The organism is Micromonospora sp. NPDC048040, assembly GCF_055587185.1.
Genome location: NZ_JBVJGT010000074.1, coordinates 1 through 21,458 on the forward strand (window position 1 = coordinate 1; position 21,458 = coordinate 21,458).

Annotated in this window: 19 protein-coding genes; 5 read left to right on the forward strand and 14 right to left on the reverse strand. The window is 75.0% G+C overall.

The genetic code is table 11. The features are described 5' to 3' along the window. Window positions 1-236 precede the first annotated feature (236 nt). The 4 genes from ACZ6O2_RS33385 to ACZ6O2_RS33400 all read right to left on the reverse strand — a co-directional run bounded on the left by ACZ6O2_RS33385 (window position 237) and on the right by ACZ6O2_RS33400 (window position 5,109). On the reverse strand, window positions 237-1,496 hold the full coding sequence (locus ACZ6O2_RS33385) for an ABC1 kinase family protein (protein WP_350712466.1): 1,260 nt from the start codon (window positions 1,494-1,496) through the stop codon (window positions 237-239). Between the two features lie 146 nt (window positions 1,497-1,642). Continuing rightward, window positions 1,643-2,278 carry a YncE family protein gene (locus ACZ6O2_RS33390; RefSeq protein WP_350712465.1) on the reverse strand — a complete coding sequence of 212 codons (636 nt, stop codon included), beginning with the start codon at window positions 2,276-2,278 and terminating at the stop codon, window positions 1,643-1,645. Further along, window positions 2,275-3,168, reverse strand: a complete 894-nt coding sequence (locus tag ACZ6O2_RS33395; protein ID WP_357464251.1) for a methyltransferase domain-containing protein — start codon at window positions 3,166-3,168, stop codon at window positions 2,275-2,277. The genes ACZ6O2_RS33390 and ACZ6O2_RS33395 overlap by 4 nt, the downstream gene beginning before the upstream one ends. 75 nt (window positions 3,169-3,243) lie before the next feature. Next, on the reverse strand, window positions 3,244-5,109 hold the full coding sequence (locus ACZ6O2_RS33400) for a BTAD domain-containing putative transcriptional regulator (RefSeq protein WP_350712463.1): 1,866 nt from the start codon (window positions 5,107-5,109) through the stop codon (window positions 3,244-3,246). 287 nt (window positions 5,110-5,396) lie between these two features. Between ACZ6O2_RS33400 and ACZ6O2_RS33405 the strand changes: the two genes are divergently transcribed. Then, window positions 5,397-6,179: an NADPH-dependent F420 reductase gene (locus ACZ6O2_RS33405; RefSeq protein WP_466025764.1), complete on the forward strand. Its 783-nt coding sequence runs from the start codon at window positions 5,397-5,399 to the stop codon at window positions 6,177-6,179. Here the strand turns inward: ACZ6O2_RS33405 and ACZ6O2_RS33410 are convergent. Continuing rightward, complete coding sequence (locus ACZ6O2_RS33410) at window positions 6,107-6,820, reverse strand: winged helix-turn-helix transcriptional regulator (RefSeq protein WP_466025765.1); 714 nt, start codon at window positions 6,818-6,820, stop codon at window positions 6,107-6,109. The genes ACZ6O2_RS33405 and ACZ6O2_RS33410 overlap by 73 nt on opposite strands. Window positions 6,821-6,976: 156 nt before the next feature. On the opposite strand from ACZ6O2_RS33410, the gene add reads away from it, so the two are divergent. Next, a complete protein-coding gene (gene add / locus ACZ6O2_RS33415; RefSeq protein WP_466025766.1) occupies window positions 6,977-8,041 on the forward strand; it encodes an adenosine deaminase in 1,065 nt (354 codons plus the stop codon). Between the two features lie 10 nt (window positions 8,042-8,051). On the opposite strand, the gene ACZ6O2_RS33420 is transcribed toward add, so the two are convergent. The 4 genes from ACZ6O2_RS33420 to rfbD all read right to left on the reverse strand — a co-directional run bounded on the left by ACZ6O2_RS33420 (window position 8,052) and on the right by rfbD (window position 12,901). Further along, complete coding sequence (locus ACZ6O2_RS33420; RefSeq protein ID WP_466025767.1) at window positions 8,052-8,966, reverse strand: homocysteine S-methyltransferase family protein; 915 nt, start codon at window positions 8,964-8,966, stop codon at window positions 8,052-8,054. A gap of 178 nt (window positions 8,967-9,144) precedes the next feature. Then, window positions 9,145-10,314 carry an aminotransferase class V-fold PLP-dependent enzyme gene (locus ACZ6O2_RS33425; protein ID WP_466025768.1) on the reverse strand — a complete coding sequence of 390 codons (1,170 nt, stop codon included), beginning with the start codon at window positions 10,312-10,314 and terminating at the stop codon, window positions 9,145-9,147. Between the two features lie 644 nt (window positions 10,315-10,958). Beyond that, entirely contained in the window at window positions 10,959-11,987 is a 1,029-nt protein-coding gene (rfbB, locus tag ACZ6O2_RS33430; protein WP_466025769.1) for a dTDP-glucose 4,6-dehydratase, read from the reverse strand. Then, window positions 11,984-12,901 (reverse strand): dTDP-4-dehydrorhamnose reductase, encoded by a 918-nt coding sequence (gene rfbD / locus ACZ6O2_RS33435; RefSeq protein WP_466025770.1) that lies wholly within the window; start codon window positions 12,899-12,901, stop codon window positions 11,984-11,986. Before rfbD ends, rfbB begins: the two co-directional genes overlap by 4 nt. A gap of 170 nt (window positions 12,902-13,071) precedes the next feature. On the opposite strand from rfbD, the gene ACZ6O2_RS33440 reads away from it, so the two are divergent. After that, window positions 13,072-13,644 carry a dTDP-4-dehydrorhamnose 3,5-epimerase family protein gene (locus ACZ6O2_RS33440; protein WP_350712467.1) on the forward strand — a complete coding sequence of 191 codons (573 nt, stop codon included), beginning with the start codon at window positions 13,072-13,074 and terminating at the stop codon, window positions 13,642-13,644. 221 nt (window positions 13,645-13,865) lie between these two features. Here the strand turns inward: ACZ6O2_RS33440 and ACZ6O2_RS33445 are convergent, their stop codons facing one another. Next, window positions 13,866-14,801, reverse strand: coding sequence for a hypothetical protein (locus tag ACZ6O2_RS33445; RefSeq protein WP_350712455.1), 936 nt, complete (start codon window positions 14,799-14,801; stop codon window positions 13,866-13,868). Window positions 14,802-14,964: 163 nt separating this feature from the next. On the opposite strand from ACZ6O2_RS33445, the gene ACZ6O2_RS33450 reads away from it, so the two are divergent. Next, window positions 14,965-15,585 (forward strand): TetR/AcrR family transcriptional regulator, encoded by a 621-nt coding sequence (locus ACZ6O2_RS33450; RefSeq protein ID WP_466025771.1) that lies wholly within the window; start codon window positions 14,965-14,967, stop codon window positions 15,583-15,585. Between the two features lie 70 nt (window positions 15,586-15,655). Further along, window positions 15,656-17,245, forward strand: coding sequence for an MDR family MFS transporter (locus ACZ6O2_RS33455; protein WP_350712453.1), 1,590 nt, complete (start codon window positions 15,656-15,658; stop codon window positions 17,243-17,245). A gap of 96 nt (window positions 17,246-17,341) precedes the next feature. On the opposite strand, the gene ACZ6O2_RS33460 is transcribed toward ACZ6O2_RS33455, so the two are convergent. Genes ACZ6O2_RS33460 through ACZ6O2_RS33475 form a run of 4 tightly spaced genes read right to left on the reverse strand, consistent with a single transcriptional unit; the run spans window position 17,342 to window position 21,457 of the window. After that, entirely contained in the window at window positions 17,342-18,238 is an 897-nt protein-coding gene (locus tag ACZ6O2_RS33460; RefSeq protein ID WP_466025772.1) for an STM4011 family radical SAM protein, read from the reverse strand. Further along, window positions 18,235-19,560, reverse strand: a complete 1,326-nt coding sequence (locus tag ACZ6O2_RS33465) for an STM4012 family radical SAM protein (protein ID WP_350712451.1) — start codon at window positions 19,558-19,560, stop codon at window positions 18,235-18,237. Before ACZ6O2_RS33465 ends, ACZ6O2_RS33460 begins: the two co-directional genes overlap by 4 nt. Further along, window positions 19,557-20,360 (reverse strand): STM4013/SEN3800 family hydrolase, encoded by an 804-nt coding sequence (locus ACZ6O2_RS33470; RefSeq protein ID WP_466025773.1) that lies wholly within the window; start codon window positions 20,358-20,360, stop codon window positions 19,557-19,559. The genes ACZ6O2_RS33465 and ACZ6O2_RS33470 overlap by 4 nt, the downstream gene beginning before the upstream one ends. Further along, complete coding sequence (locus ACZ6O2_RS33475) at window positions 20,348-21,457, reverse strand: STM4014 family protein (protein WP_466025774.1); 1,110 nt, start codon at window positions 21,455-21,457, stop codon at window positions 20,348-20,350. Before ACZ6O2_RS33475 ends, ACZ6O2_RS33470 begins: the two co-directional genes overlap by 13 nt. Window position 21,458 lies beyond the last annotated feature (1 nt).

Here is a 21,458-nt window from a genome sequence, read left to right on the forward strand (position 1 = left end):
CCCCCCCCCCCCCCCCCCCCCCCCCCCCCCCCCCCCCCCCCCCCCCCCCCCCCCCCCCCCCCCCCCCCCCCCCCCCCCCCCCCCCCCCCCACGTCCAGCACCGGTGGAGGGGCGCCGCCCTCGGCCCCGGTCCGGCGTCGGCGGACTGGCCGGACCGGGCCGAGGCTGCTTCGACGGGTGGGTGATCGGGTGATGTGGGCCCTGTCGAGCTGCCCGGTCTGTGGGACCGCCTGTCGTCAGCGGATGCCGAACAGCGCGCGGTTGAGCACCGGCTTCGCGGTCTCCTGGAAGTCGATGTCGGGGTCGAGCGACCGCACGGTGCCCTCCACGACGAGCAGCGACAGCAGCGGGAAGACCAGCTCCGGCGACGCGGCCACCCCGTACCGGCGTTGCAGGTCGAACAGCTCGCCGGCGAAGGCGATCAGGCTGAACTCCTTGGCCGACAGGCGGTAGCTGCGGGCCACCAGGTCCTTCACGCCCTCGGTGAAGGCCGGCACGTCCGCGTCGTCGGCGACGCCGATCGCGCTCTCCAGCACGATCGCGGCGCAGCGGTCGCCACGCCCGATCGACATGTTGAGGAAGAAGTCCGCGAAGAGGCCGCGCATCTTGTCCGACAGTTGGACGCTGAAGCCCGCGTCCAGCACCACCACCTGCCCGCTGCGGGTGAAGTAGAGGTTGCCGGGATGCAGGTCGCAGTGGACGAAGCCGTTGATGAACAACATCTGGTAGACCACGGTCAGCGTCGACGCCGCGAACGTCCGGCGCATCGCGCGGGGGCACCGGGCGCCGGTGTCGACGGCCAGGTCGGGGATGAAGTCCATCACGATGGCCGCCGGCCTGCTCGCCGCGGCGTGCACCCGGGGCACGCGTACCCGCGGGACCCCGCCCAGGTCCTCCCGCAGCCGGTCGAGGTCGCGTCCCTCGCGGCCGAGGTCGAGCTGGCCCAGCACCGACTCGCAGAGGCTGTCCACCACCTCGCGGACCGGTACGCCGCGGAACATCGGCAGCCGGGCGACCACCGAGGCGCCCCGGCGCAGCAGGCCGAGGTCGGCGGCCATCCGGGGACCGATCCCGGGCCGGCGCAGCTTCACCGCGACGGTGGCCCCGTCCGGCAGCGTCGCCCGGTAGACACAGGCGATGCTGCCGCTGGCCACCGGCGTCTCCTCGACCGAGGCGAAGACGATGTCCAGCCGGTCCCCGTACACCTCGCGCAGCGCGGCCCGGCTCTGCGCGGCGTCCATCGGCGGCACATCGTCCTGCAACATGGACAGCTCGTCGCAGAGCAGCGCCGGCACGACGTCACGGCGGGTGCCCAGCACCTGCGCGGCCTTGATGAACGTCGGGCCGAGCCGGGCGACCGTCCGCGCGACCTCCCGGGCGAAGCGGCGGCGGCCGGCCGGCCGGCCGTGCCGGAGCGCCGTGCCGGCGGCTGCGGCGAGCCCCGCCGCGAGTGACGCGGTCGCCACCGAACCGATGACGACCGCGCGTGCGCCCAACCCCGCCCCACCGGGTGCGAGCGGTGGACGGCGCGATCCGGAGGGTGGGGCGGCGCGCAGGGCCGCCGAACCGAGGGGGGAGAGGCCGAAGATGAACTTGGACGGAACCATCGTGCGCCTTTCTGCCGAGGGGTCAGCAGGCCGGGTTAGGCGGTCGTCGCGGACAGCCCCGGCACGTCCAGCGCCCGCAGACGCAGGTTGGCGGCGTCGCCGTACCACAGGCGCAGGCCGTCCCAGGTCAGGCTGGTGGGCCGGCCGTCGACGTGGATCTGCAGCACGTTCCGCCCGGCGCGCAGGTCGAAGACGGTGATCGCCTCGCCGAGCCGGTCGGTGTGGGCGACGTACCGGTCCGTCACCGTCACCCCGGTGACGCCGAGCGGGGCGGGCACGGTGGCCAGGAGCCGCAGGTCCGAGGCGTGCCGGAGCTCCAGCGCGTCGGACCAGCCCAGCCAGATGCCGTCCTTGCCCGCCTCCATCCCGCAGATCGGCACGCCCGGCCGTGGGCTCGGCACGTCCCGCAGGATGTCGCCGGTCTGCGTGTCGCAGAGCCGCAGCGCCCCGTCGGTGGCGTAGAGCAGGTGCCCGCCGAGCGAGGTGAGCCCGGCCACCAGGCCCGGGCAGGACAGCGTGTGCCCGGGGGCGCCGCTGCGCGGGTCGAGGCAGGTGGCCTGCCCGCGGCCCTGGTCGGCGTACCAGAGTGCGTGGCCGGACCAGGTGAGGCCGGCGAGCTGGTCGACGTCGATGGAGAGGTCGTGCACCGACGCCGCGGTGTAGATGATCATCGCTTGTCCGCCCGGTCGAGGTGACAGTCGAGGCGCCACCGGGTCACGTCCCGAGCGGCGGGACCCTCCGGACGTCGGGGGCGCACGTGCACGGTGTCGCCCGCGGCGACCCGCGTGTGCCGGAGCGGCCAGACGAAGACCGCCCAGTTGCAGCCGAGGTAGGAGGGCATGTTGGACAGTTCGATGCCCGGCGCCAGCGTGGCGGTGAAGTACCCGAGCACGGCGTGCAGCGTGCCGTCCCGCTCCAGCGGCAGGGCCAGCGGCCGGGCGGCGCGCAGGCCGGTGTCGCCGCGGCCGGTGTCCACGAGGACGGCCGGCTCGCCGAGCAGGACCGGCTCGCGGCTGAGGAAGTGCAGGTGCGCCGACGGCTCGACCAGTTCCTGGACCACGTCCAGCCGCATGCCGAGGAAGTCGTCGCTCCAGATGCCCCAGCCCTCGTCGTCGAACTGCACGGCGGCGAGCCGGGTGACCACCCGCTCGGGCACCACGACCCCGCCGGGCCGCAGGTTGCGGCGGTTGAACGTGCGCAGGATGCGGGCCATGTCCTCCTCGGGCCCGAGGTTGCCCATCAGCTCGCAGACGGTCACGTCGACCTGGCGCGGCAGCCGGGCGAGGCGCGCGTCCCCGACGACCAGGGTCACCCGGTCGTCCCAGTCGTTGGCCTTGATGATCCGGTCGGCGACGGCGGCGACCTGGGGATCGGCCTCGACGGCGTACACGTGGGCGGCGCCGTGCCGCAGGGCCAGCGCGGTGAGCGCCAGGGTGCCGGCGCCGACGTCGGCCACCACCGTGTCCTCGTCGACCGCCGCGGCCAGCGCCCGGTCGTACGCCTCGACGCGGCGTCGGTCACCGAGCATCGCCTGGTGCATGAGCAGGTGGCGCTGGTCCATGTGCGATCTCCCGCCCCGTCGACCGGCTGATCTACTGGAGAATCATATAGCAGAAATTGATGCTTGTCCCCTGCCTCAGCGCCCGGTGTGGCAGCCGCAGGTGCAGCCGACGGCGGGGGGTTCGCCGTCCACGCCGTGCTCGTACAGGAGCTGCCGGGCCAGGGCGTGCACCGTGCCCAGCATCCGGTAACGCCGGCCCGACGAGCTGTGCCGGACCTCCAGGACCGACTTGTCCACCAGCCGCTCCAGCAGCATCTGCACCGTACGCGGCTCGCCGGCGATCGCCTTGTCGGCGACGGCCGCCGCCTCCAGGCAGAACGCGGCCGGCATCGCGCCGAGCGCGGTGAAGCAGCGTTGCTCGGCCGGATCCAGCAGCTCGATGCTGCGGTGCACCGCGGCGTGCAGCGAGCGGTGGTGACTGGGCACGCCGCGGCGGGGCGGCTGGATCCGGCGCAGCGGGTCGTCGAGCCCGTCGACCAGCGTCTCCAGGCGCTGCGTCCGCAGGCAGGCCGCGGCGAGTTCGATGGCCAGCGGCAGCCCGTCGAGGGCCCGGCACACCGACGCCACCGCCTCGACGTTGGACTCGGTGAGCCGGAAGCCCGGCCGCACCTGCGCCGCCCGCCGGGCGAACAACTGCAGGGCGGGCTGCGCGGCCAGATGGCCCGGCTCCGCGTCCACGCCCAGCGGTCGCACCGGGTACACCGCCTCGTAGGGCAGCCCGAGCAACTCCCGCGAGGTCAGCAGGATGGTGATCTGCGGGCAGTTCCGCAGCACGTCGTCCGCCAGGTCGGCGGCCTCGTCGGTGACCAGCTCGGCGTTGTCGAGCACGAGCAGCAGCTTCCGGTCGTGCAGCCGGTGCACCAGCGGTTCGCACCGGCCGGCGCCCCGGGCCGGTGGCTCGTCGACGGCCACCTCGACCGCCCGCGTCAGGTCCGGGCCGGTGCGGACGTTCGCCAGGTCGGCCACCGCCACGCCGTCGGCGAACCGTTCCCGCAGCTCCTCCGCCGCCGCCAGGCCGAGCGCGGTCTTGCCGACCCCGGCCGCCCCGGTCAGGCTCACCAGGCGGTACTCGCGCAGCAGGTCGCAGACCGCCGAGAGGTCCGCCGCCCGCCCGATCAGCTCGTCCACCACCGGTGCCGGCCCCCGCCACGGCGGCTGGTGGACGCCGGGCCGGGCGTCCAGCACCTCCCGGTACGCCGCCGTGAGCTCGGGGCCCGGGTCCACGCCCAGGTCGAGCTTGAGTCTCGTGCGCACGTCGGCGTACCGCTCGATGGCCCACGCGCGCTGGCCGATGTGGGTGAGCGCCTGGAGCACCCGGGCCTGCACCCGCTCGTTGAGCGGCTCCGCCTGGGCCAGCCGCTCGGCCAGCGGCAGGACCGCGTCCGGCCGGCGCAGCTCGAGGCCGAGCGCCACGTAGTCGAGCGCGGCGGCCAGGAACTCCTGCCGCAGCGGGCCGACGTCGTCCTGGTCGGCCAGCAGCACGGACAGGTCGCCGATCTGGGGATCCTGCCACTGGTCGACGCTCTCGCCGTACCGGGCGAACGCGCTCTCCAGCTCGCCGCTGTCCCGCAGCGCCGACGCCCGCCGGACGCCGGCGCGGAACACCTGCAGGTCGAGCTGGTCGTCGGCGATGGTCAGCCGGTATCCGCCGGGCACCGACACGATGACGTTGGTCCGCTGCCGTCGAGGCGTGTCGGGCTCGACCGCGTGGCGCAACCGCGCGACGTAGGTGTGGACCAGGTTGGCGGCCCTCGTCGGTGGCTGTCCCGCCCAGAGTGCGGCGATCAGGTCGTCCAGCGGCACATGTCGTCCGGCCCGCAGGGCCAGCAGGGCGAGGACCGCCCGCTGCTTCGGGGGGCCGAGGTCGACCTCCCTGCCGCGAATCGTCGCTCGGACGGGACCGAGGATCTGAATTCGGAGTTCGATCTCGGTCCGGTTCACACGTCCCCCAGCTGTCGTGGCGCTGTGCTCAGTGTGCCTCCACTTTAAGTGAAGAACTTCCATACTTAAAGAGGCGGAGCTGTTGCACTGGGTAGCCGCTCCGGCGTCATCCCGGCGTCAAGTGCCCGTCAAGAACGGTGCCGGAAACTTGGCTGCGGCAACCGGCGGCACCCGATCGAATCGTGTCCGGCCCAGGCCGGGCAGCTCTCGACCACGACCCGGAGCGGAGAGATGCGGACGATCGCACCCCACGGTTCGTACCCCCACCTCGCGACGCGGCCCCGTCCATGATCGTCGGCATCATCGGGCGCGGTCGGATGGGATCTGCCCTGGCCAGGGCGCTTGCGGCGCACGGAGGGCCGGTGCTGATCGCCGGTCGCGGCGACCCGGTACGGCCGCCCGACCCCTTCGCCCCGTACCCCGGAATCCGGTCCGTCCCGACGGGCGCCGTCGTCGCCGGGGCCGACCTGGTCGTCCTGATGCTGCCGTTCGCCGCCGCCGTGGAGCTGGCCCTGGCCGGCCGGCTCGACGACGGACGAGGGCGTACGGTCATCGATGCGACGAACCCGCCGCAGGCTGCTGTCGCCCCGCCCGCTCCCGCAGGATCCGGGGGGCGGTTGCTAGCGGAACTGTTACCGCAGTGGCGCGTCGTCAAGGCGCTCAACACCGTGCCGGCCGGCATGCTCGACGAGCCCGTCCTCGACGGGCGCCCGGTCACCGTGCCCCTGGCCGGCGACCACCCGCCGGCCAAGGCGGAGGTGAGCGCGCTGCTGCGCCGGCTCGGGTTCGCCCCGGTGGACGTCGGTGGCATCGACCGCGCGCCGGCGCTGGAGTCGCTGGCCGACCTGTTGATGGCGATCAGCAGCCGGCACGCCCTCCGGGGCCGGCTCGGTTTCCAGGTCGCCCTCGCGGAGCCGCGGGCCGCGGTGGACGGTGGGCTGTCCGGGCCCGCGCACGTCGAGCTGAGCCGCCGCGCGCCGGCCGGCGGCGGCGAGCGTCAGCGCCGGCCGGCGCCCGCCGCGGAGAGCGCCCGCTCGCCGGCCGGCCGGCCGCCGAGGCCGAGCAGGTAGAGGCAGCGGGGGAGTGCCGCCGGCGGACCGGTGACGGAGACCGCCCCGCTGACCACGGCCTCGACCGGCTCGATCGCGCCGCTGCCGAGATCGAAGAAGGTCCGGGCGTCGGTGGCGACCCGCAACGTGGCGTCCGCGCCGGCCGTCCCCTGCGCCGTGCGGGCCTCGCCGCCGGCGACGCGGACGTGGAACACCTCGCCCTCGATGTCGAACTCGTAGAACTCGTCGGCGAGGGCCCGGGCCGGGTCGACCATGGACTCGATGGCCAGCACGGCCCAGGAGGCCCGGGTGACCGAGGCGCCCGTGCGGACGGGCTGCTCGGCGAGCAGCGTCAGCCCGAACCGGGCCAGCACCAGGACCGGCTCCCGCAGCTTCTCGCCCAGCTCGGTGAGCGCGTAGCCCGCGGTGCGCCGTTCGGCGTCGAGCGGCTCGATGATGCCGGCCTCGGTCAGGAAGGCCAGCCGGTCGGCGAGCAGGTTGGTGCCGATGCCCGGCAGGGCGTCCAGCAGGTCGCGGTAGCGGCGAGGTCGGACCAGCAGCTCGCGGATGATGAGCAGCGTCCAGCGTTCACCCACCACGTCCAGTGCGAAGGCCAGCCCGCATTGCTGGCCGTACGTCCGGCGGTCCCGTTGCTCTTTCACGGCGCTCCTCGATGCCGCAGCGCGGACTCAGCCGCGCTTCTTTACTTAGACATAGTACATGACTGCCTCTTCCAGATTGCCCTCCTGCCTGCGGAAATTCCCGCGACGCCGGTACACCCCATTTTGTCCATCCGCGACCTGCCTAGAATCGGCCCGGTGACGACCGCCGTACCGGCCGGGCAGGACCTCACCGACGTCCTTGCCCGCCTGCCCAAGGTCGAGCTGCACGTGCACCTCGAAGGGTCGGTGCGGCCCCGCACCCTGCTCCGGATCGCCCGCCGGCACGGCCTCGACCTCGGTCGGCTCGACGAGGCGGCGGTGGTGGAGCTCTTCCGCTTTCGCGACTTCCGCCACTTCACAGATCTGTACGAACAGTGTTGCGCGGCGTTACGTGACCCGGCCGACCTCGAGCTGATCACCGAGGAGCTCGCCGACGAGGCGCACCGGCAGAACGTCCGCCACCTGGAGGTGACGTTCAGCCCCGGCACGCACCGACGGGGAGCGGGCATCCCGTTCGACGAGCAGCTCGACGCCGTGGCCCGGGGCGCCGAACAGGCCCGCCGCCGCACCGGCGTCACGATGCGCTTCGTCGTCGACCACGTCCGGGGCGGGCCGCCGGAGGAGTGCCAGCAGGTCGCCGAGTGGGCGGTGGCCAGCGCCGGCCGGGGGGTGGTGGCGCTCGGCCTCGGCGGTTTCGAGCCGCGGCGCCCGGCGTCGCTGTTCGGGGAGGCCGTCCGGTGGGCGGCGGCGCGGGGGATGCCGTTCGTGCCGCACGCGGGCGAGGCGGTGGGGCCCGAGGGCGTCTGGGACTGCCTGCCGTTCCGCCCGCCGCGCATCGGGCACGGCATCCGGGCGGTCGAGGACCCGCGGCTGGTGGCGGCGCTGCGGGACCGGGGCGTCGTCCTCGAGGTCTGCCCCACCAGCAACCTGCGCACGGGCGTGGTCCCCGAGCCGGGGGCGCACCCGCTGCGCCGGTTGTGGGACGCCGGGGTGCGGCTCACCCTCAACACCGACGATCCCAGCATGTTCCACACCGACCTGCTCGCCGAGCACCGCCTCGCCGTCGAGTGGCACGGTTTCACCGTGGCCGAACTCGCCGCCATGACGCTGATCGGGGTCGACGCCGCGCTGCTGCCCGCGGCGGAGCGCGCGGCGCTGCGCGAGCGGGTGACGGCCGAGCTGGCGGAGCTGGGCGTGACCGCCGCCGGCCTGCCCGCCTGAGCCCGCACGGTCAGCCCGGACGCGGCGCCAGGCGGGACCGCAGCGCGGCGATGTGCGCCGGGGTGGTGCCGCAGCAACCGCCGACGACGCCCAGCCCGACCGGGCGCCAGGCCGCCCAGAGGTCGGCGAAGGCGTCGGGCGTCAGGCGGGGCGGGAGATAACGGTCCACCGGGGTGGCCGGCGGCACCCTGCTGCGGTCCTCCACGTTCGGGTACGCGCCGAGCAGGCCCGGCCCCGCGGCGCGGAGCCGGCGCAACGCCCGGTCGGTGCCCGCCGGGTCGGTGCAGTTGACCAGGACCGCCGCCGCGCCGGCCGCCCGTACCGCGTCGGCCGCCACGGCGACGTCCTCACCGGACAGCAGGCGGGCGTCGCCGGTGCAGACGAAGCTCACCCAGGCCGGCAGGCCGTGCTCGCGTACCGCCCGGGTGGCGGCGACCGCCTCCCGGACGGTGTTCATGGTCTCGACCAGCGCCAGGTCGACGCCGGCGCGGGCGAGTCGGTCGGCCAGCCAGCCGTGCTCCCGCCGCAGCACCGCGGCGCCGGGCACCAGGTCCGGCCGGTAGCAGTCCTCGACCGGAGCGACGGAGGCGGCGACGAGCACCCGCCGGCCGGCCACCGCCGGGTCGGCCGCCCGGCGGGCCAGCGCCACGGCGGTACGGACCAGACCGGCGGCCGTGGCCTCGTCCGTCCCGGCCCGGTACGCCGTCCGCAGGGTGGTGCGGAACGTGTCGGCGGTGAGCACGTCCGCTCCCGCCGCCACGTACGCGCGGTGGATGCGGGAGACGAGGCGCCGGCCCTCGGCGTCCAGCAGGCAGCGCGCCGTCCACCACGGGGCGGACACGGACCGGCCGTGCCGTTGCAACTCGGTGCCCAGTCCGCCGTCGAGGACCAGCGGCCCGGACGTCGACGCCCCCGGTACGTCCACCGGCGCCTCCCCGCCTCCCCCGGCCGGCCCCGCTCGTCGTGGCCGGCTGCCCGATCGTGGCACGGTCGGCTCGGCCCGCACGACGTCCGCGCGCCGCCGGAGGGGAACTCCGCAAGCTGTGAGACAGGCGCGGCCGGGGACCCGCCGGCACCCCCGGTGCCGCGCCCGGCCGGCGGGGTCAGGCCCGGGGGGAGGCGATCGCCGCGACGCCCCCGAGCAGCGCCCGCACGTCGTCCCGCGTCGTGTAGCGCGCCACCCCCGCGCGCAGGGACTCGGGCGCGTCGGGCGACACGGCCCGCAGCGCCCGCTCCGCGCCGAAGGTGCCGTGCCCCACGGTGATCCCCTCGGCGGCGAGGATCGCTGCCACCTCGGCGGCGGACCGGCCGACGACCTGGAAGGACACGATCGGTATCGGGGACCTGCCGTCCGGACGGCCGAGCACGCGCACCCCGTCGATCATCCGCAGGCCGCGGGCCAACAGGTTGGCGAGGCGCTCGCCGTGCCGGAACACGGCCGAGCGGTCCCAACGGAGCAGCACCTCGGCCGCCACCCCCGCGGCGAGGACCGCCTCGATGCCCGGCCCGCGCGCCGCCCCCGGCCGGTCGGCGGTCCGGGCGAGCACCGACCGGGGCCGCCCGTCGCGGTTCCACAGCACCCCGCACCGGGGGCCGTACCACTTGTCGGCGGAGGTGACGAAGGCGTCGCAGCCCCACGCGGCGACGTCCACGAACCGGTGCGCCGGCGCCTGCACCCCGTCCACGAAGATCCGCGCGCCGGTGGACCGCGCGGCCGCACAGATCGCCGGGATGTCCGGCGTGCTGCCGAGGACGTTGGAGCCGGCGGTGACCGCGACCCACCGGGTACGCGGGCTGAGCTGCTCGGTGACCGCGTCGACGGTCAGCTCTCCGCTCGGCGACAGGTCCGCCACCCGGACGACGGCACCCTGCCGCCGGGCGGACTCGCGCCACGGGTCCACGTTTGCGGCGTGGTCGAGAGCCGTGCACATCACCTCGTCGCCGGGGCGGAGTGCGGGTGCCACGGACCGGACGAACCCCTCGGTCAGGCTCGTCATGTCGGCGCCGAACGACACGATGCCGCCCGGTGCCCCGATCAGCGTACGGAAACGGCCGGCCGCCCAGTCGAGCACCGTGCGGGGCCGCGGGTGCGCGACGTCCGCGCCGGCCCGCGCGGGATAACGGGTCATCACGTCGCGGACCGCGTGGTGCACCAGGGTGCCGGCGGGAGCGTCGAACCGCGCGGCACCCGGCCGCAGGTCGGGGAACTGCTCCGTGACGGGCCGTGTCACCAGGGCGGTGAGGGGGAGCGCATCCAGCTCGCCGAAGGTCATCTCATCGAGGGGGATCAGATCGCCGCGGCGGTCGTACGGACGCGCGCGGTGGTGCCGGTCGGCAACGGGGAACCAGGCAGAGCACGGTCCCGACAGGGCACCGGCACGGTGTCTCCTCGATGGGCGCATGTGGACATCGCGTTCGTCGCAGCTGCGTGCTGTCCCAGAGTCGTACTGACGGGCCGCGGGGGACGGCTCCTCTCAGTTCGGCGAAAAATATCACATCCGGCGCGTACGGGCGACCCCGTGACGACGGTGAGTGAGTTTCGCCGGTGGTCGTGGCCGACCACCGTGCTCGTACCCGGCGCGATCCCGCACGGCTACGGCATGAGCCCGGGCCCACCCGGTCCGACGTCGGTCGCCGCCGGGTCGGCGTCCGCGTCGGCACCGTGGGGGTCGCCGCACCACCGCCAGAAGTCCGCGCCGGTGGCCGGCGCCCGCCCGGCGGGTGCGCGACGCCGCGGGCCCGTCCGCCCGTCCGGATCGGTTCCCGTCCACCAGGACAGATGCCGCGGGTCGACCTCGGGCACCTCGGCGCTCCCGTCGGCTCCGGCGGCCCGGGGGCCCTCCGGCGGGGCTCCCCCGTGACAGGCGACGGACACCATCGCGGACCTCCCGTCCGGTGTCGATCGAGGACAGTCAGGCTAACCCGCCGTCAGTCCCGGGCGGTCTCCCAGCTTGCGCAACACCGGGCGGCGCCGGAGCGGCTCCCACCAGGCACGGTTCGCGCGGTACCAGGCGACCGTCTCGCCGAGCCCGCCGTCGAGGTCCTTGCGCGGCACGTACCCGAGCTCGCATCTGATCTTGCTCCAGTCGACCGCGTAGCGCCGGTCGTGCCCCTTGCGGTCCTCGACGTAGCGGATCCGGTCGGGGTCGGCGCCGCAGGCCGCCAGCAGGCGGTCGGCCATCTCCCGGTTGGTCAACTGGGTGCCCCCGCCGACGTTGTAGACCTCCCCGGCCCGGCCCCGCGTCCGCACCAGCTCCAGCGCCCGGACGTGGTCGTCGACGTGCAGCCAGTCGCGCACGTGCAGCCCGTCGCCGTAGAGCGGGACGTCCCCGCCGTCGAGCAGGTTCGTGATCGCCAGCGGCACCAGCTTCTCCGGGTGCTGGTGCGGGCCGTAGTTGTTGGCGCAGCGCGTCACCCGCACGTCGAGCCCGTGCGTCCGGACGAAGGCCAGGGCGAGCAGGTCGCTGGCGGCCTTCGCGGCGGCGTACGGCGAACTCGGCAGGACCGGGTCCGTCTCCGGCCACGTGCCGTGCTCGATCGACCCGTACACCTCGTCGGTGGAGACGTGCACGAAGACCGCGCGGGCGCCGTGCCGCCGCCGGACCGCGTCCAGCAGGGTGTAGGTGCCGAGCGTGTTGGTGCGGACGAAGTCACCGCCGTCGGCGATGGACCGGTCCACGTGGGACTCGGCGGCGAAGTGCACGACCTGGTCGTGCTCCGCCACCAGCCGGTCCACGAGGTGGCTGTCGCAGATGTCGCCGCGGACGAAACGGTAGGCCGGGTGGCCGGCGACGGGGCGCAGGTTGGCGAGGTTGCCCGCGTACGTCAACTTGTCCAGCACCGTGATCCGGACGCCGCCCGGCCCCGCCGGCCGCAGCAGGGTGCGGACGTAGTGCGACCCGATGAAGCCCGCGCCGCCGGTGACGAGGATCCTCGTCGCGTTCATGCCGACCTCCGTCGCGTGCGCTCCCCGCCGGCCGGCTCGGCCCGGCTCCGCTCCTCGGCCACGGCCGCCTCGATCATCCGTCGCCACGGCGGCAGCGGGCCGAGGCCGGCCCGCGCCCACCCGTCGTGCCCGAGGACGGAGATCCGTGGCCGCCGGGCGGGCCGGGCGGTGAGCGTCCCGCTGCCCGTCGGGCGCACGCGGTCCGGGTCGAGCCCGTGCAGCGCGAAGACCGTCCGGGCGAAGCCGTACCAGGTGGTCCGGCCGGCCGCCGTGCCGTGGTAGATCCCGGCCGGCGCCCGCCCGGCGGCGGCCAGCCCGGCCAGCGTGACCAGCCGGTCGGCGAGCGCGCGCGCCCAGGTGGGCTGGCCGTGCTGGTCGTCCACGACGTCCACGAACTCCGTCTCGGCGGCCCGGCGCAGCACCGCGCGGACGAAGTTGGGGCCGTGGCGGCCGTACAGCCACCCGGTGCGGACCACGTAGCCCCCGGCGGGCAGCAGGCCGCGCACGGCCCGCTCGCCGGCGAGCTTGCTGCGGCCGTACGCGTTCAGCGGGGCCGGCGCAGCGTCCTCCGGCCACGGCATGGTGGTCTCGCCGGAGAAGACGTAGTCGCTGGAGAGGTGGATCAGGAGCGCCCCGCTGCGCGCGCACGCCCGGGCCAGGTTGGCCGGGCCGGCGCCGTTCACCGCGGTCGCGCCGGCCTCGTCCGACTCGGCCCCGTCGACGTCGGTCCAGGCGGCGGCGTTGACGACGACGTCGTGGCCGGGCACCGCGTGCCGGACCGCGGCGGCGTCGGTGATGTCGAGCGTGGCCCGGTCGAGGGTGGTGTGCGGGCCGCCGGTGAGGACCTCGCCCAACTCGCGGCCCAGCAACCCGCCCGCGCCGGTCACGAGCAGTCGTGGCGTCGGCGCGCTCATCGCCGCCTCCGGTGCGTCATCGCCATGCCCACGCCGTCGGCCCCATCGTCCACAATGGATCGATGGTGTCCCGGCGTGGCCGGTGGACGCCGAGTCGGTTTTCCGATTCGCTGGCTCGACGGCCGGCCGTGACCGGCCCGCGAGTTCCGCGACGGGTGAGGAGGACAGTGGTGGACATCCGGGCGTTGACGATCGAGGGTTCGTGGCTGGTCACCCCGGAGCAGCACCACGACGACCGGGGCCTGTTCCTGGAGTGGTACCAGGCGGGACGCTTCACCGAGGCGGTCGGACGACCGTTCAGCGTGGCGCAGTCCAACGTCTCCGTCTCGGGACGGGGGGTGATCCGCGGCATCCACCTGGTGGACGTGCCACCCGGCCAGGACAAGTACATCACCTGCGTCTCCGGGGCGGTGCTCGACGTCGTGGTGGACCTGCGGGTGGGCTCGCCGACCTTCGGCCGGTGGGAGGGGGTGCGCCTGGACGACGTCGACCGCCGCGCCGTCCACCTCGACGCCGGGCTCGGCCACGCGTTCTGCGCGCTGACCGAGCCGGCCACCGTCGTGTACCTCTGCTCGTCGCCGTACGACCCGGCAGCCGAACGCACCGTCAACCCCCTCGACGCGGACCTCGGGATCGCCTGGCCGGAGGGGCCGCGTCGGCTGTCGCCCCGCGACGCCACCGCCCAGACCGTGGCGCAGGCGCTGGCCGCCGGCGTGCTGCCGGCCTACGTGCCGCGCGGGTAGCGCGACGCCGCGCCGACCGGGCGTCACCCGCCGCAACCGGGCGGCGAGCCGGCGGCCGGGTGCGACGCGCCGGTCGCCGGCCCGGGTCGGGGTCGGGCCGGCGCGGGGACACCGACGACGGTGCCGCCGGCCACGGCCGGCGGCACCGTCGCGCAGGCGGCGTGGTCGCGGCGACCCGCCGCCGCCGCGGGTCCGGCGCCGGCCGGCCCGCCCGGCATCGCTCACCTGCTGTTGTACGGCATGGTCGGGAACCATCCGTAGTCGAACATCGCCGGTAGCCGGACGTCCCAGTAGACGACCATGAACACGCCCAGCGCGATCAGCATCCCGCCGGTCAGCGCGGCGGTCCGGGACGGGCTCGCCGCCAGCCAGCTCACGAAGCGGCCGCGGGTGAGCACCACGATCAGGGCGAACAGCGCCGTCACGACGGCCACGTTGCCGATGGACTGCAGGACGAACGCGCCGGCGCCGTAGAGCGGGTTGCCGGAATCGACGGCCCAGTGGAAGAGCTTGTTGAACAGCGGGTACGGACGGCCGATCAGGAAGCCGCCGACGAGGGCGCCGAGCACCACGACCCGGGCCGCCGGCCGGTGCGCGAACGGGTCCCGCAGCACCCCGAGCGCGGCCAGGCCCAGGTAGACGAAGGCCAGCCCGATCAGCCCGAACACGACCATGGACTGGACCAGGCGTACCGGGAGACCGCCGACCGTGGCGGTGGAGAGCTGCGGCAGACCGTCGCCGACCAGTACGCCGACGAAGCCGTAGACCGCGGCGACGGCGACCATGCCGGCCGTGAGCCAGCCCACCGGGCGTACCAGGCTGCGCAGCCCGGTCCTCGTCGCCCCGCCCGCACCGGCCTGGCTCATCGGGCCGATGGACGCCGCCATGGCGATGTTGCAGGCGGTGAACGTGCCGGCCAGACCGGAGACGAAGGCGAAGACGAGACCGGCCAGGGTGCCCCCGATCGCGGTCGCCTTGGCGTCGCGGCCGAGCACCGCGTTTGCCACGGAGTCGCCGATGACGTGGTCGACGAATTCGTAGGACCACAGCACCGACAGCAGCACGCCGGCGGCCGTGGCGCCCAGCACGATCCGTCCCCGCCCGGCCGGTGTCGCCCGGGGGGCGACGGCGGCGGCCTTTTGCTCAGTGACAGCCATGACTGGATTTTGGGCGACCGGCCCCCGGTCGGTCTTCTCGCAGGTTGCCGGATGTCCCGGGGGGCCCGACTGCGCCCGCTGATCAGCCGGGCCGGCCAATGGTCCGCGTCACGTCGGGGCCAATTTCTTGCACAAAGTGCAAGATCGCTTGTAGCGTTCCCGCGTGCACACCGCCGAGACCGAACCCGGCCCCGGCCGGCGCGACCGCAGGAAGCGCCGGACCCGGGCCGCGCTGACCGAGGCGGCGCTCCGCCTGGTGGCCGATCGCGGCCTGGCCCAGGTGACGGTGGAGGAGATCAGCGAGGCGGCCGGTGTCTCCCCGCGTACCTTCTTCAACTACTTCGCCTGCAAGGACGACGCGCTGGTCGGCGACCACGCGGGCGACGGGGCGCGGCTGGTCGCGCGCCTGGCGGCCGTGCCGCCGGAGGTGCCGGTGCTGGCCGCGCTGCGGGCCGCCCTCGCCGACGTGGTCGACGAGGTGCGCACCGAGCGCGAGCTGTGGTGCCTGCGGATGGACGTGGTGATGCGCAACCCGGTGTTGCTGCCCCGTCTGGTCGCCGGCAACGTCGAGACCGAGCGGGCCGTCGCCGAGGTCGTCGCGGCGCGGGTCGGGGTCGATCCCGACCACGGCTACCCGGCACTCGTCACCGCCGTGGCCGGCGCGGCGGTGCGTACCGCGATGACCCGGTGGGCCGCACACCCCGACGGACCGGACCTGGCCGACCTCGTCGACGAGGCGTTCGCCGCGCTCGCCGCGGGCCTGCCGCAGCCCGACCCGTCCTGACCCTGCAAGCCTCCTTCCGGGGAACGGTCCCCGGACGGCCCGTGAACCCCGCACCCGTGAGGAAGCGTCAATGACCGCCACCGTGCCCGCCAAGACCCCCGAGGTCAGCGCCGGCCGCATGTCCCGCCGAGAGGTGCTCCAGGCACTCTCCGGCCTGATGGTCGGCATGTTCGTGTCGATCCTCGCCTCCACGGTCGTGGCGAACGCGCTGCCGCGCATCATCGCCGACCTGAACGGCTCCCAGACCGTCTACACGTGGATCGTCACCACCGAGCTGCTGGCCATGACGGCGACCGTGCCGCTGTGGGGCAAGATGGCCGACCTCTACAGCAAGAAGCTGCTCATCCAGCTCTCCCTCGGCCTCTTCGTGGTCGGCTCGCTGATCGCCGGGTTGACGCCGAACGTCGAGGTGCTGCTGATCAGCCGCATCGTGCAGGGGGTCGGCGCGGGTGGCATGACCGCCCTGGCCACCATCGTGATGGCGGCGATGATCCCGCCCCGCGAACTGGGTCGCTACGCCGGCATCTTCGGCGCCGTGTTCGGCGTCGGCACCATCGCCGGCCCGCTCATCGGCGGCGTGCTGGTCGACACCTCCTGGCTGGGCTGGCGGTGGTGCTTCCTGATCGGGGTGCCGTTCACCCTGCTCTCGATCTTCCTGCTCCAGCGCACCCTGCACCTGCCGGTGACCCGCCGCAAGGTGCGGATCGACTGGCTCGGGGCGCTGCTCATCACCTCGGGGGTCTCCACCCTGCTGATCTGGTCGTCCCTGGCCGGCAACTCCTTCGCCTGGGCGTCGGGCTGGACCGCCCTGATGGTCGGCGGCGGGATCGCCCTGCTGGCGCTGGCCGTCGCGGTGGAGGCCCGCGCGGAGGAGCCGATCGTGCCGCTGGGCATCTTCCGCAACCGGACGGTCTCGTTGACCACCATCGCCAGCGTGCTGGTCGGCGTGGCGATGTTCGGCGGCACGGTGTTCCTGTCCCAGTACTTCCAGATCTCGCTGGGCAAGTCGCCGACGGTGGCGGGGCTGATGAGTCTGCCGATGATCTTCGGCCTGCTGGTCTCGTCGACGATCGCCGGCCAGCTGATCACCAAGACCGGCCGGTGGAAGCGCTACCTGGTCGCCGGCGCGGTGGTGATGTCGGTCGGCATGCTGCTGCTGGCCACCATCGACGCGCACACCAGCGGGCTGCTGCTCGGCGTCTACATGGCGGTGCTCGGCGTCGGGGTCGGCATGCTGATGCAGAACCTGGTGCTCGCCGCGCAGAACGACGTGCCCGCGCAGGAACTGGGCGCCGCCACCTCCGTGCTGACCTTCTTCCGCAGCATGGGCGGCGCGATCGGGGTCAGCGCGCTCGGCGCGGTCATGGCCAACCGGGTCGCCTCGCTCTCCGCCGAGAAGCTCGGCCCGCTGGCCGGCGGCGCCGCGGGGGAGGGCTCCGCCGAGGTGCCCGACCTGTCCACCCTGCCGCCGCCGGTGCTGCGGATCGTCCAGGACGTGTACGGGACCGCCACCGCCGAGTTGTTCCTGATCGGCGCCCCGTTCGCGCTGCTCGCCGTGGTGGTCGTGCTGTTCATCCGGGAGAAGCCGCTGCACACCCTCAGCGGTGAGGAGCGGCGCGCCCAAGAGGAGGCGGCGGCCGCCATCCCCGGCGCGCACTGAGGTTCCTCGCCCGGTTGACGGAGGGGGCGGCCCGGCCTGCGCCGGTCGCCCCCTCGCCGGGTGGCGTCGGCCCGCCCGCCCGGGCCGGCGCGTCGCTCAGGACGGGCGCAGCCGAGGCGGGGCGACCGGCACCGGCGGGCGCGCCGACGGCCAGGCCGCCGGGATGCGTTCCAGCAGCCCACCGGCGAAGACGTCCCGCAGGCCGAGCGGCTTGAGGTGCACGTACCCGATGTGGCAGTCGCAGGTCGCGTTGGCGCACGGGCGGGGCCGCAGGGCCGGCCGCCACGAGCCGTCGTACAGGTTGCCGATCGGTTCGGCGATGAAGTGGCACCGGCGCACCGTGCCGTCCCCGAGCACGGAGACGGCGGTCTCGCCCGCGTGGCAGGGCCGGTCGAGCGACACGTGCGGGCGGACGCTGAAGCCGAAGAGCGGGTCCAGCTCCGTCCAGACCGCCTCCTCGGCGGCGTCGTAGCGCCGGCCCTCGGCGGCGTTCACCCACAGGTAGACCTCGGCGGGCAGGGCGGCCCGCAGCGCCCGTGCCTCGCCGAGGTGCTCCGGCAGGCCGACCACGCCGACCGAGTACCGGATGCCCAGCTCGGACAGCCGGGCGCAGCGGCGCAGGAAGCGGTCCCGGTCGACCTGGCCGGGGTGGTAGGTGGTCCACAGGGCGGCGGCGCGGGGGTCGGCGTCGGCCAGCCAGTCCACCCGGGCGGCGAGGTTGGTCTGGATGACGACCCGGTCGACGTGCGGCAGGTGCGACAGCGACACCATCGCGTCCCGGTACCAGCTGCGGGTCAGCCCCTCGCCCCACGGGGTGAACAGCACCGACAGCCGTACGTCGGTGGTGGCCGCGACCCAGCCGGCGAAGCGGTCCAGGGCGGCCCGGTCGGCGCGCAGCAGCTCCGGCGGGTCGTGCCGCTTGGCGAAGGGGCAGTACGGGCAGTCGTAGTTGCAGCTCGCCAGCGGGCCCCGGTAGAGGATCGCCAGGTTCACCTCGGCACGTACCCGGTCATCGCGTCGCGGACCCGGGCCGAGGTCAGCCACGGGCCGACCGCGTCGGAGCGGGCCAGCCCGGCCGGGGTCAGCCGCAGCCCGCCGTGGGTGGCCCAGCCCCGGTCGACCAGGCGGCCCAACTCCGGGAAGTCGTCGCCGGGCGGGCGGCCGAACCGGGCCCGGTAGGCAGCGGCGTCGACGCCGTCGACGCGCAGCAGCGACTTGAGCAACCACCGGCGGCGCTGCTCGGCGCCGTCGAGGGTGAACCCGAACTCGGCGTGCCGGAAGTCGTCGGCCGGGCGGGCCACGTAGTCGTCGAGCACCGCCCGCACCTGCGACACGCCGACCGCGTAGTCGAACGAGTAGTGCAGGCTCGTGGTGTAGGAGCGGGCGCCGCAGCCCAGCCCGACCATGCCGTCGTCCTGGCAGCAGTAGTCCGGCCCGTCCGGCGCCGGCACGTCGGCGCGGCGGAACTGCCGCATCGACTCCTGGCGGTACCCGGCCGCGCCCAGCGTCGCCACCGCCTGCTCGTAGAGGGCGAGCCGCTGGGCGTCCCAGTCCGCCCGGCCGTGCGCCCGCCGCCCGAGCCCGGTCAGCGGCCGCACGTACAGCGGGTAGAGGTACAGCTCCTCGGGGCGCCACGCCAGCGCCGCGTCGAGGCTCTCCCGCCAGGTGTCGGCGGTCTGCCCGTCGATGCCGTAGATCAGGTCGATGTTGAGCACCGGGATCCGGGCGTCGCGGATCGCCGCCAGGGCGGCCTCCACCTCGGTGCGGCGCTGCGGCCGGCCGGCGGCGCGGGCCTCGGCGTCGAGGAAGCTCTGCACGCCGATGCTCACCCGGGTGGTGCCGTGCGCGGCGAGCACCGCGAGCCGGTCCGGCGTCGCGGTGGCCGGCGAGGTCTCCACCGACAGCGGTACGCCGGGCAGCCGCGCCCCCGTCGTGGTGGTGGCGATGTCGAACAGTTCGGCCAGCTCGTCGGCGCTCAGGTAGGTGGGGGTGCCGCCGCCGAACGCCGCGCGGGCGTACCCGGCGTCGGCGCCGAGCGCGTCGGCGACCCGTTCGGCTTGCCGGCGCAGCTGCCGCAGGTAGCCGGTCACCTGCTCGGCGGGGGCGTTGGCGCGGGTGAACAGGTTGCAGAACCCGCAGCGCATCTCGCAGAACGGCACGTGCACGTAGAGGAAGAGCGCGTCGCGCGCCTCGGCCCGCCACACGTCCGCCAGCAACGGCCGGGGCCGCAACGGCCGGTACGAGGTCTTGTGCGGGTACGCGTACAGGTACTGCTGGTACGGCGAGCCGTCGAGGCCCGTGTCGGTGCTGGTCACCATTCTCCCGGGTGCAGGGTGAAGTGGGCGTACGGGACGGTCCACACGACGTCGTGGCCGATCCGGTGGCCGGTGTGGCCGTCCTCCCCGTACGCGGTGCCGTGGTCGGCGCAGACGATCGCGAACACCGGCCGGCCCCGGCCGGTGAGCAGGGCGAACAGCCGGCCGATCCGGCCGTCGACGTACTCCAGGGCGGCGGCGTGGCTGGCCGGGCTGTCGACCTGCGCGCCGGGCAGGTGGTGCCGGTTGGGCTGGTGCAGCGCCGCGACGTTGAGGAACGTGAACAGCGGCTGCCCCGCCGGCACCCGCGGCAGCACCTCGGTCAGCCGGTCGAGCTGGGCGTCCAGGCAGGTGGGGGAGGTGACCCCGAACTCCGGCTCCCAGTGCGCCTCGGCGAACAGGCCGGGCAGCACCGCGCCGAGCGGGCTGCGCCGGTTGAAGAACCCGACCCCGCCCAGACAGAGCGTGTGGTAGCCGACGCCGGCCAGGGCGGTCGGCAGGTCCGGCGCGTCGAACACCCACGTGTCGCTGCCTGCGGTCTCGCTGCCGGGGAAGGCCGCCGCGTACAGCCGCTCGTGCCGGCCGGGGGCGACCGGGGTCGGCAGGAAACCGGCGAAGAACGCGTGGTGCGCGGCGTAGGTGAAGCTGGCCGGGGAGTGCCGGCGCTCCCACCGGCCGCCGGGCAACGCCCGGGCGAGGTGCGGCGTCCGGCCCTGCTCCGCCAGCTCGGCGGCGACGTCGTAGCGGAGCGTGTCGAGGGTGAGCAGGAGCAGGTCGTGGCTGCCGATCAGACTCCGCACGGCAGCACCTCCGCCCCGGCGAGGGCGCGACCGGCCGCCGCCGACCGCCAGCGCTGCCACCGGCCGTCGGTCAGGGCGTGCACCTGTTCGGCGTAGGTGTCCCGGCCGTCGGCCAGCACCCCCGGCAGCAGGTCGCCGAACGCGTTGACCTCCGCCACCGCGTGCCGCCGCCAGCCGACGAGGAACATCAGGTCGATCCCCACCTGGAGCGTGCGGGGAAAACACCCGGCGACCCGCTCGCAGGTCTCCATCGCCGCCGCCCACGCCGCCGGCCCGGCGGCCGCCCGCAGCGCGGCGAGGTCGCCGCGGGCGTTGCCCAGGTGCAGGTTGGTCAGCGGACCCCGGGCGGCCCGCACCACGGCATGGGTGGGCCGCCCGGCGACCACCACCACCCGCAGGTCGACCACCCTGTCGCCGAGCCCCGCCTTGGGCAGCCACCGCTCCACGTGCAGGCCCTCGGGCGCGATCCGGTCGACGATCGCGGCGACCTGTGCCTCGTCCGTGTAGCGGCGGGGCCGCAGCGAGTTGAACAGCCCGTCGGGAGTCGCCTCGACGGTGGTGACCGCCTGCACCCGGCGGCCGGCGACCGCCAGCGCGACCACCCCGGCGGCGGACGAGCCGTGCGCGGGCTTGACGAACACCCGACCCCAGCCGGCCGCCGCCATCGCCGCCCGCAGCTGCGCCCAGCCGTGCACCGGGGGCAGCGCAGCCGGCACCGGCACCCCGGCGGCGGACAGCCGCGCGTGGCAGCGCCGCTTGTCGCACATCACCGCGACGTCCGCCGGGTCGTTGAGCAGCTCCGCGCCGCCGGCGGCGACCCGGCCCAGGCCCCTGATCAGCCCGGCGTACGTGTCGGCCAGCCCGACCAGCTCGCCGTGCCGGGCCGGGACGGCGGCCCGGCGCAGCAGCCGGTCCACCTCGGCGTCCTCCCCGGGCGAGTCGACCCGCACCAGCGCACCCGGCGCCGGCGGGGCCGCCCCGGTCAGCACGTCGAGCCAGGGCAGCACCGCGGGCCGGGGCAGGCCGGCGGCCAGCACCGCCCGGGTGAACAGGCCGACCCGACGGTTGTCGGGGTTGCCGACGACGGTCAGGCGCATG

Coding starts and splice junctions, on each gene's coding strand:
- rfbD (WP_466025770.1), bottom strand. CDS start 12,901: ATGAGCGCGCCGACGCCACGACTGCTCGTGACCGGCGCGGGCGGGTTG.
- ACZ6O2_RS33425 (WP_466025768.1), bottom strand. CDS start 10,314: ATGACCTTCGGCGAGCTGGATGCGCTCCCCCTCACCGCCCTGGTGACA.
- ACZ6O2_RS33405 (WP_466025764.1), top strand. CDS start 5,397: ATGATCGTCGGCATCATCGGGCGCGGTCGGATGGGATCTGCCCTGGCC.
- ACZ6O2_RS33475 (WP_466025774.1), bottom strand. CDS start 21,457: ATGCGCCTGACCGTCGTCGGCAACCCCGACAACCGTCGGGTCGGCCTG.
- rfbB (WP_466025769.1), bottom strand. CDS start 11,987: ATGAACGCGACGAGGATCCTCGTCACCGGCGGCGCGGGCTTCATCGGG.
- ACZ6O2_RS33455 (WP_350712453.1), top strand. CDS start 15,656: ATGACCGCCACCGTGCCCGCCAAGACCCCCGAGGTCAGCGCCGGCCGC.
- ACZ6O2_RS33445 (WP_350712455.1), bottom strand. CDS start 14,801: ATGGCTGTCACTGAGCAAAAGGCCGCCGCCGTCGCCCCCCGGGCGACA.
- ACZ6O2_RS33395 (WP_357464251.1), bottom strand. CDS start 3,168: ATGGACCAGCGCCACCTGCTCATGCACCAGGCGATGCTCGGTGACCGA.
- ACZ6O2_RS33390 (WP_350712465.1), bottom strand. CDS start 2,278: ATGATCATCTACACCGCGGCGTCGGTGCACGACCTCTCCATCGACGTC.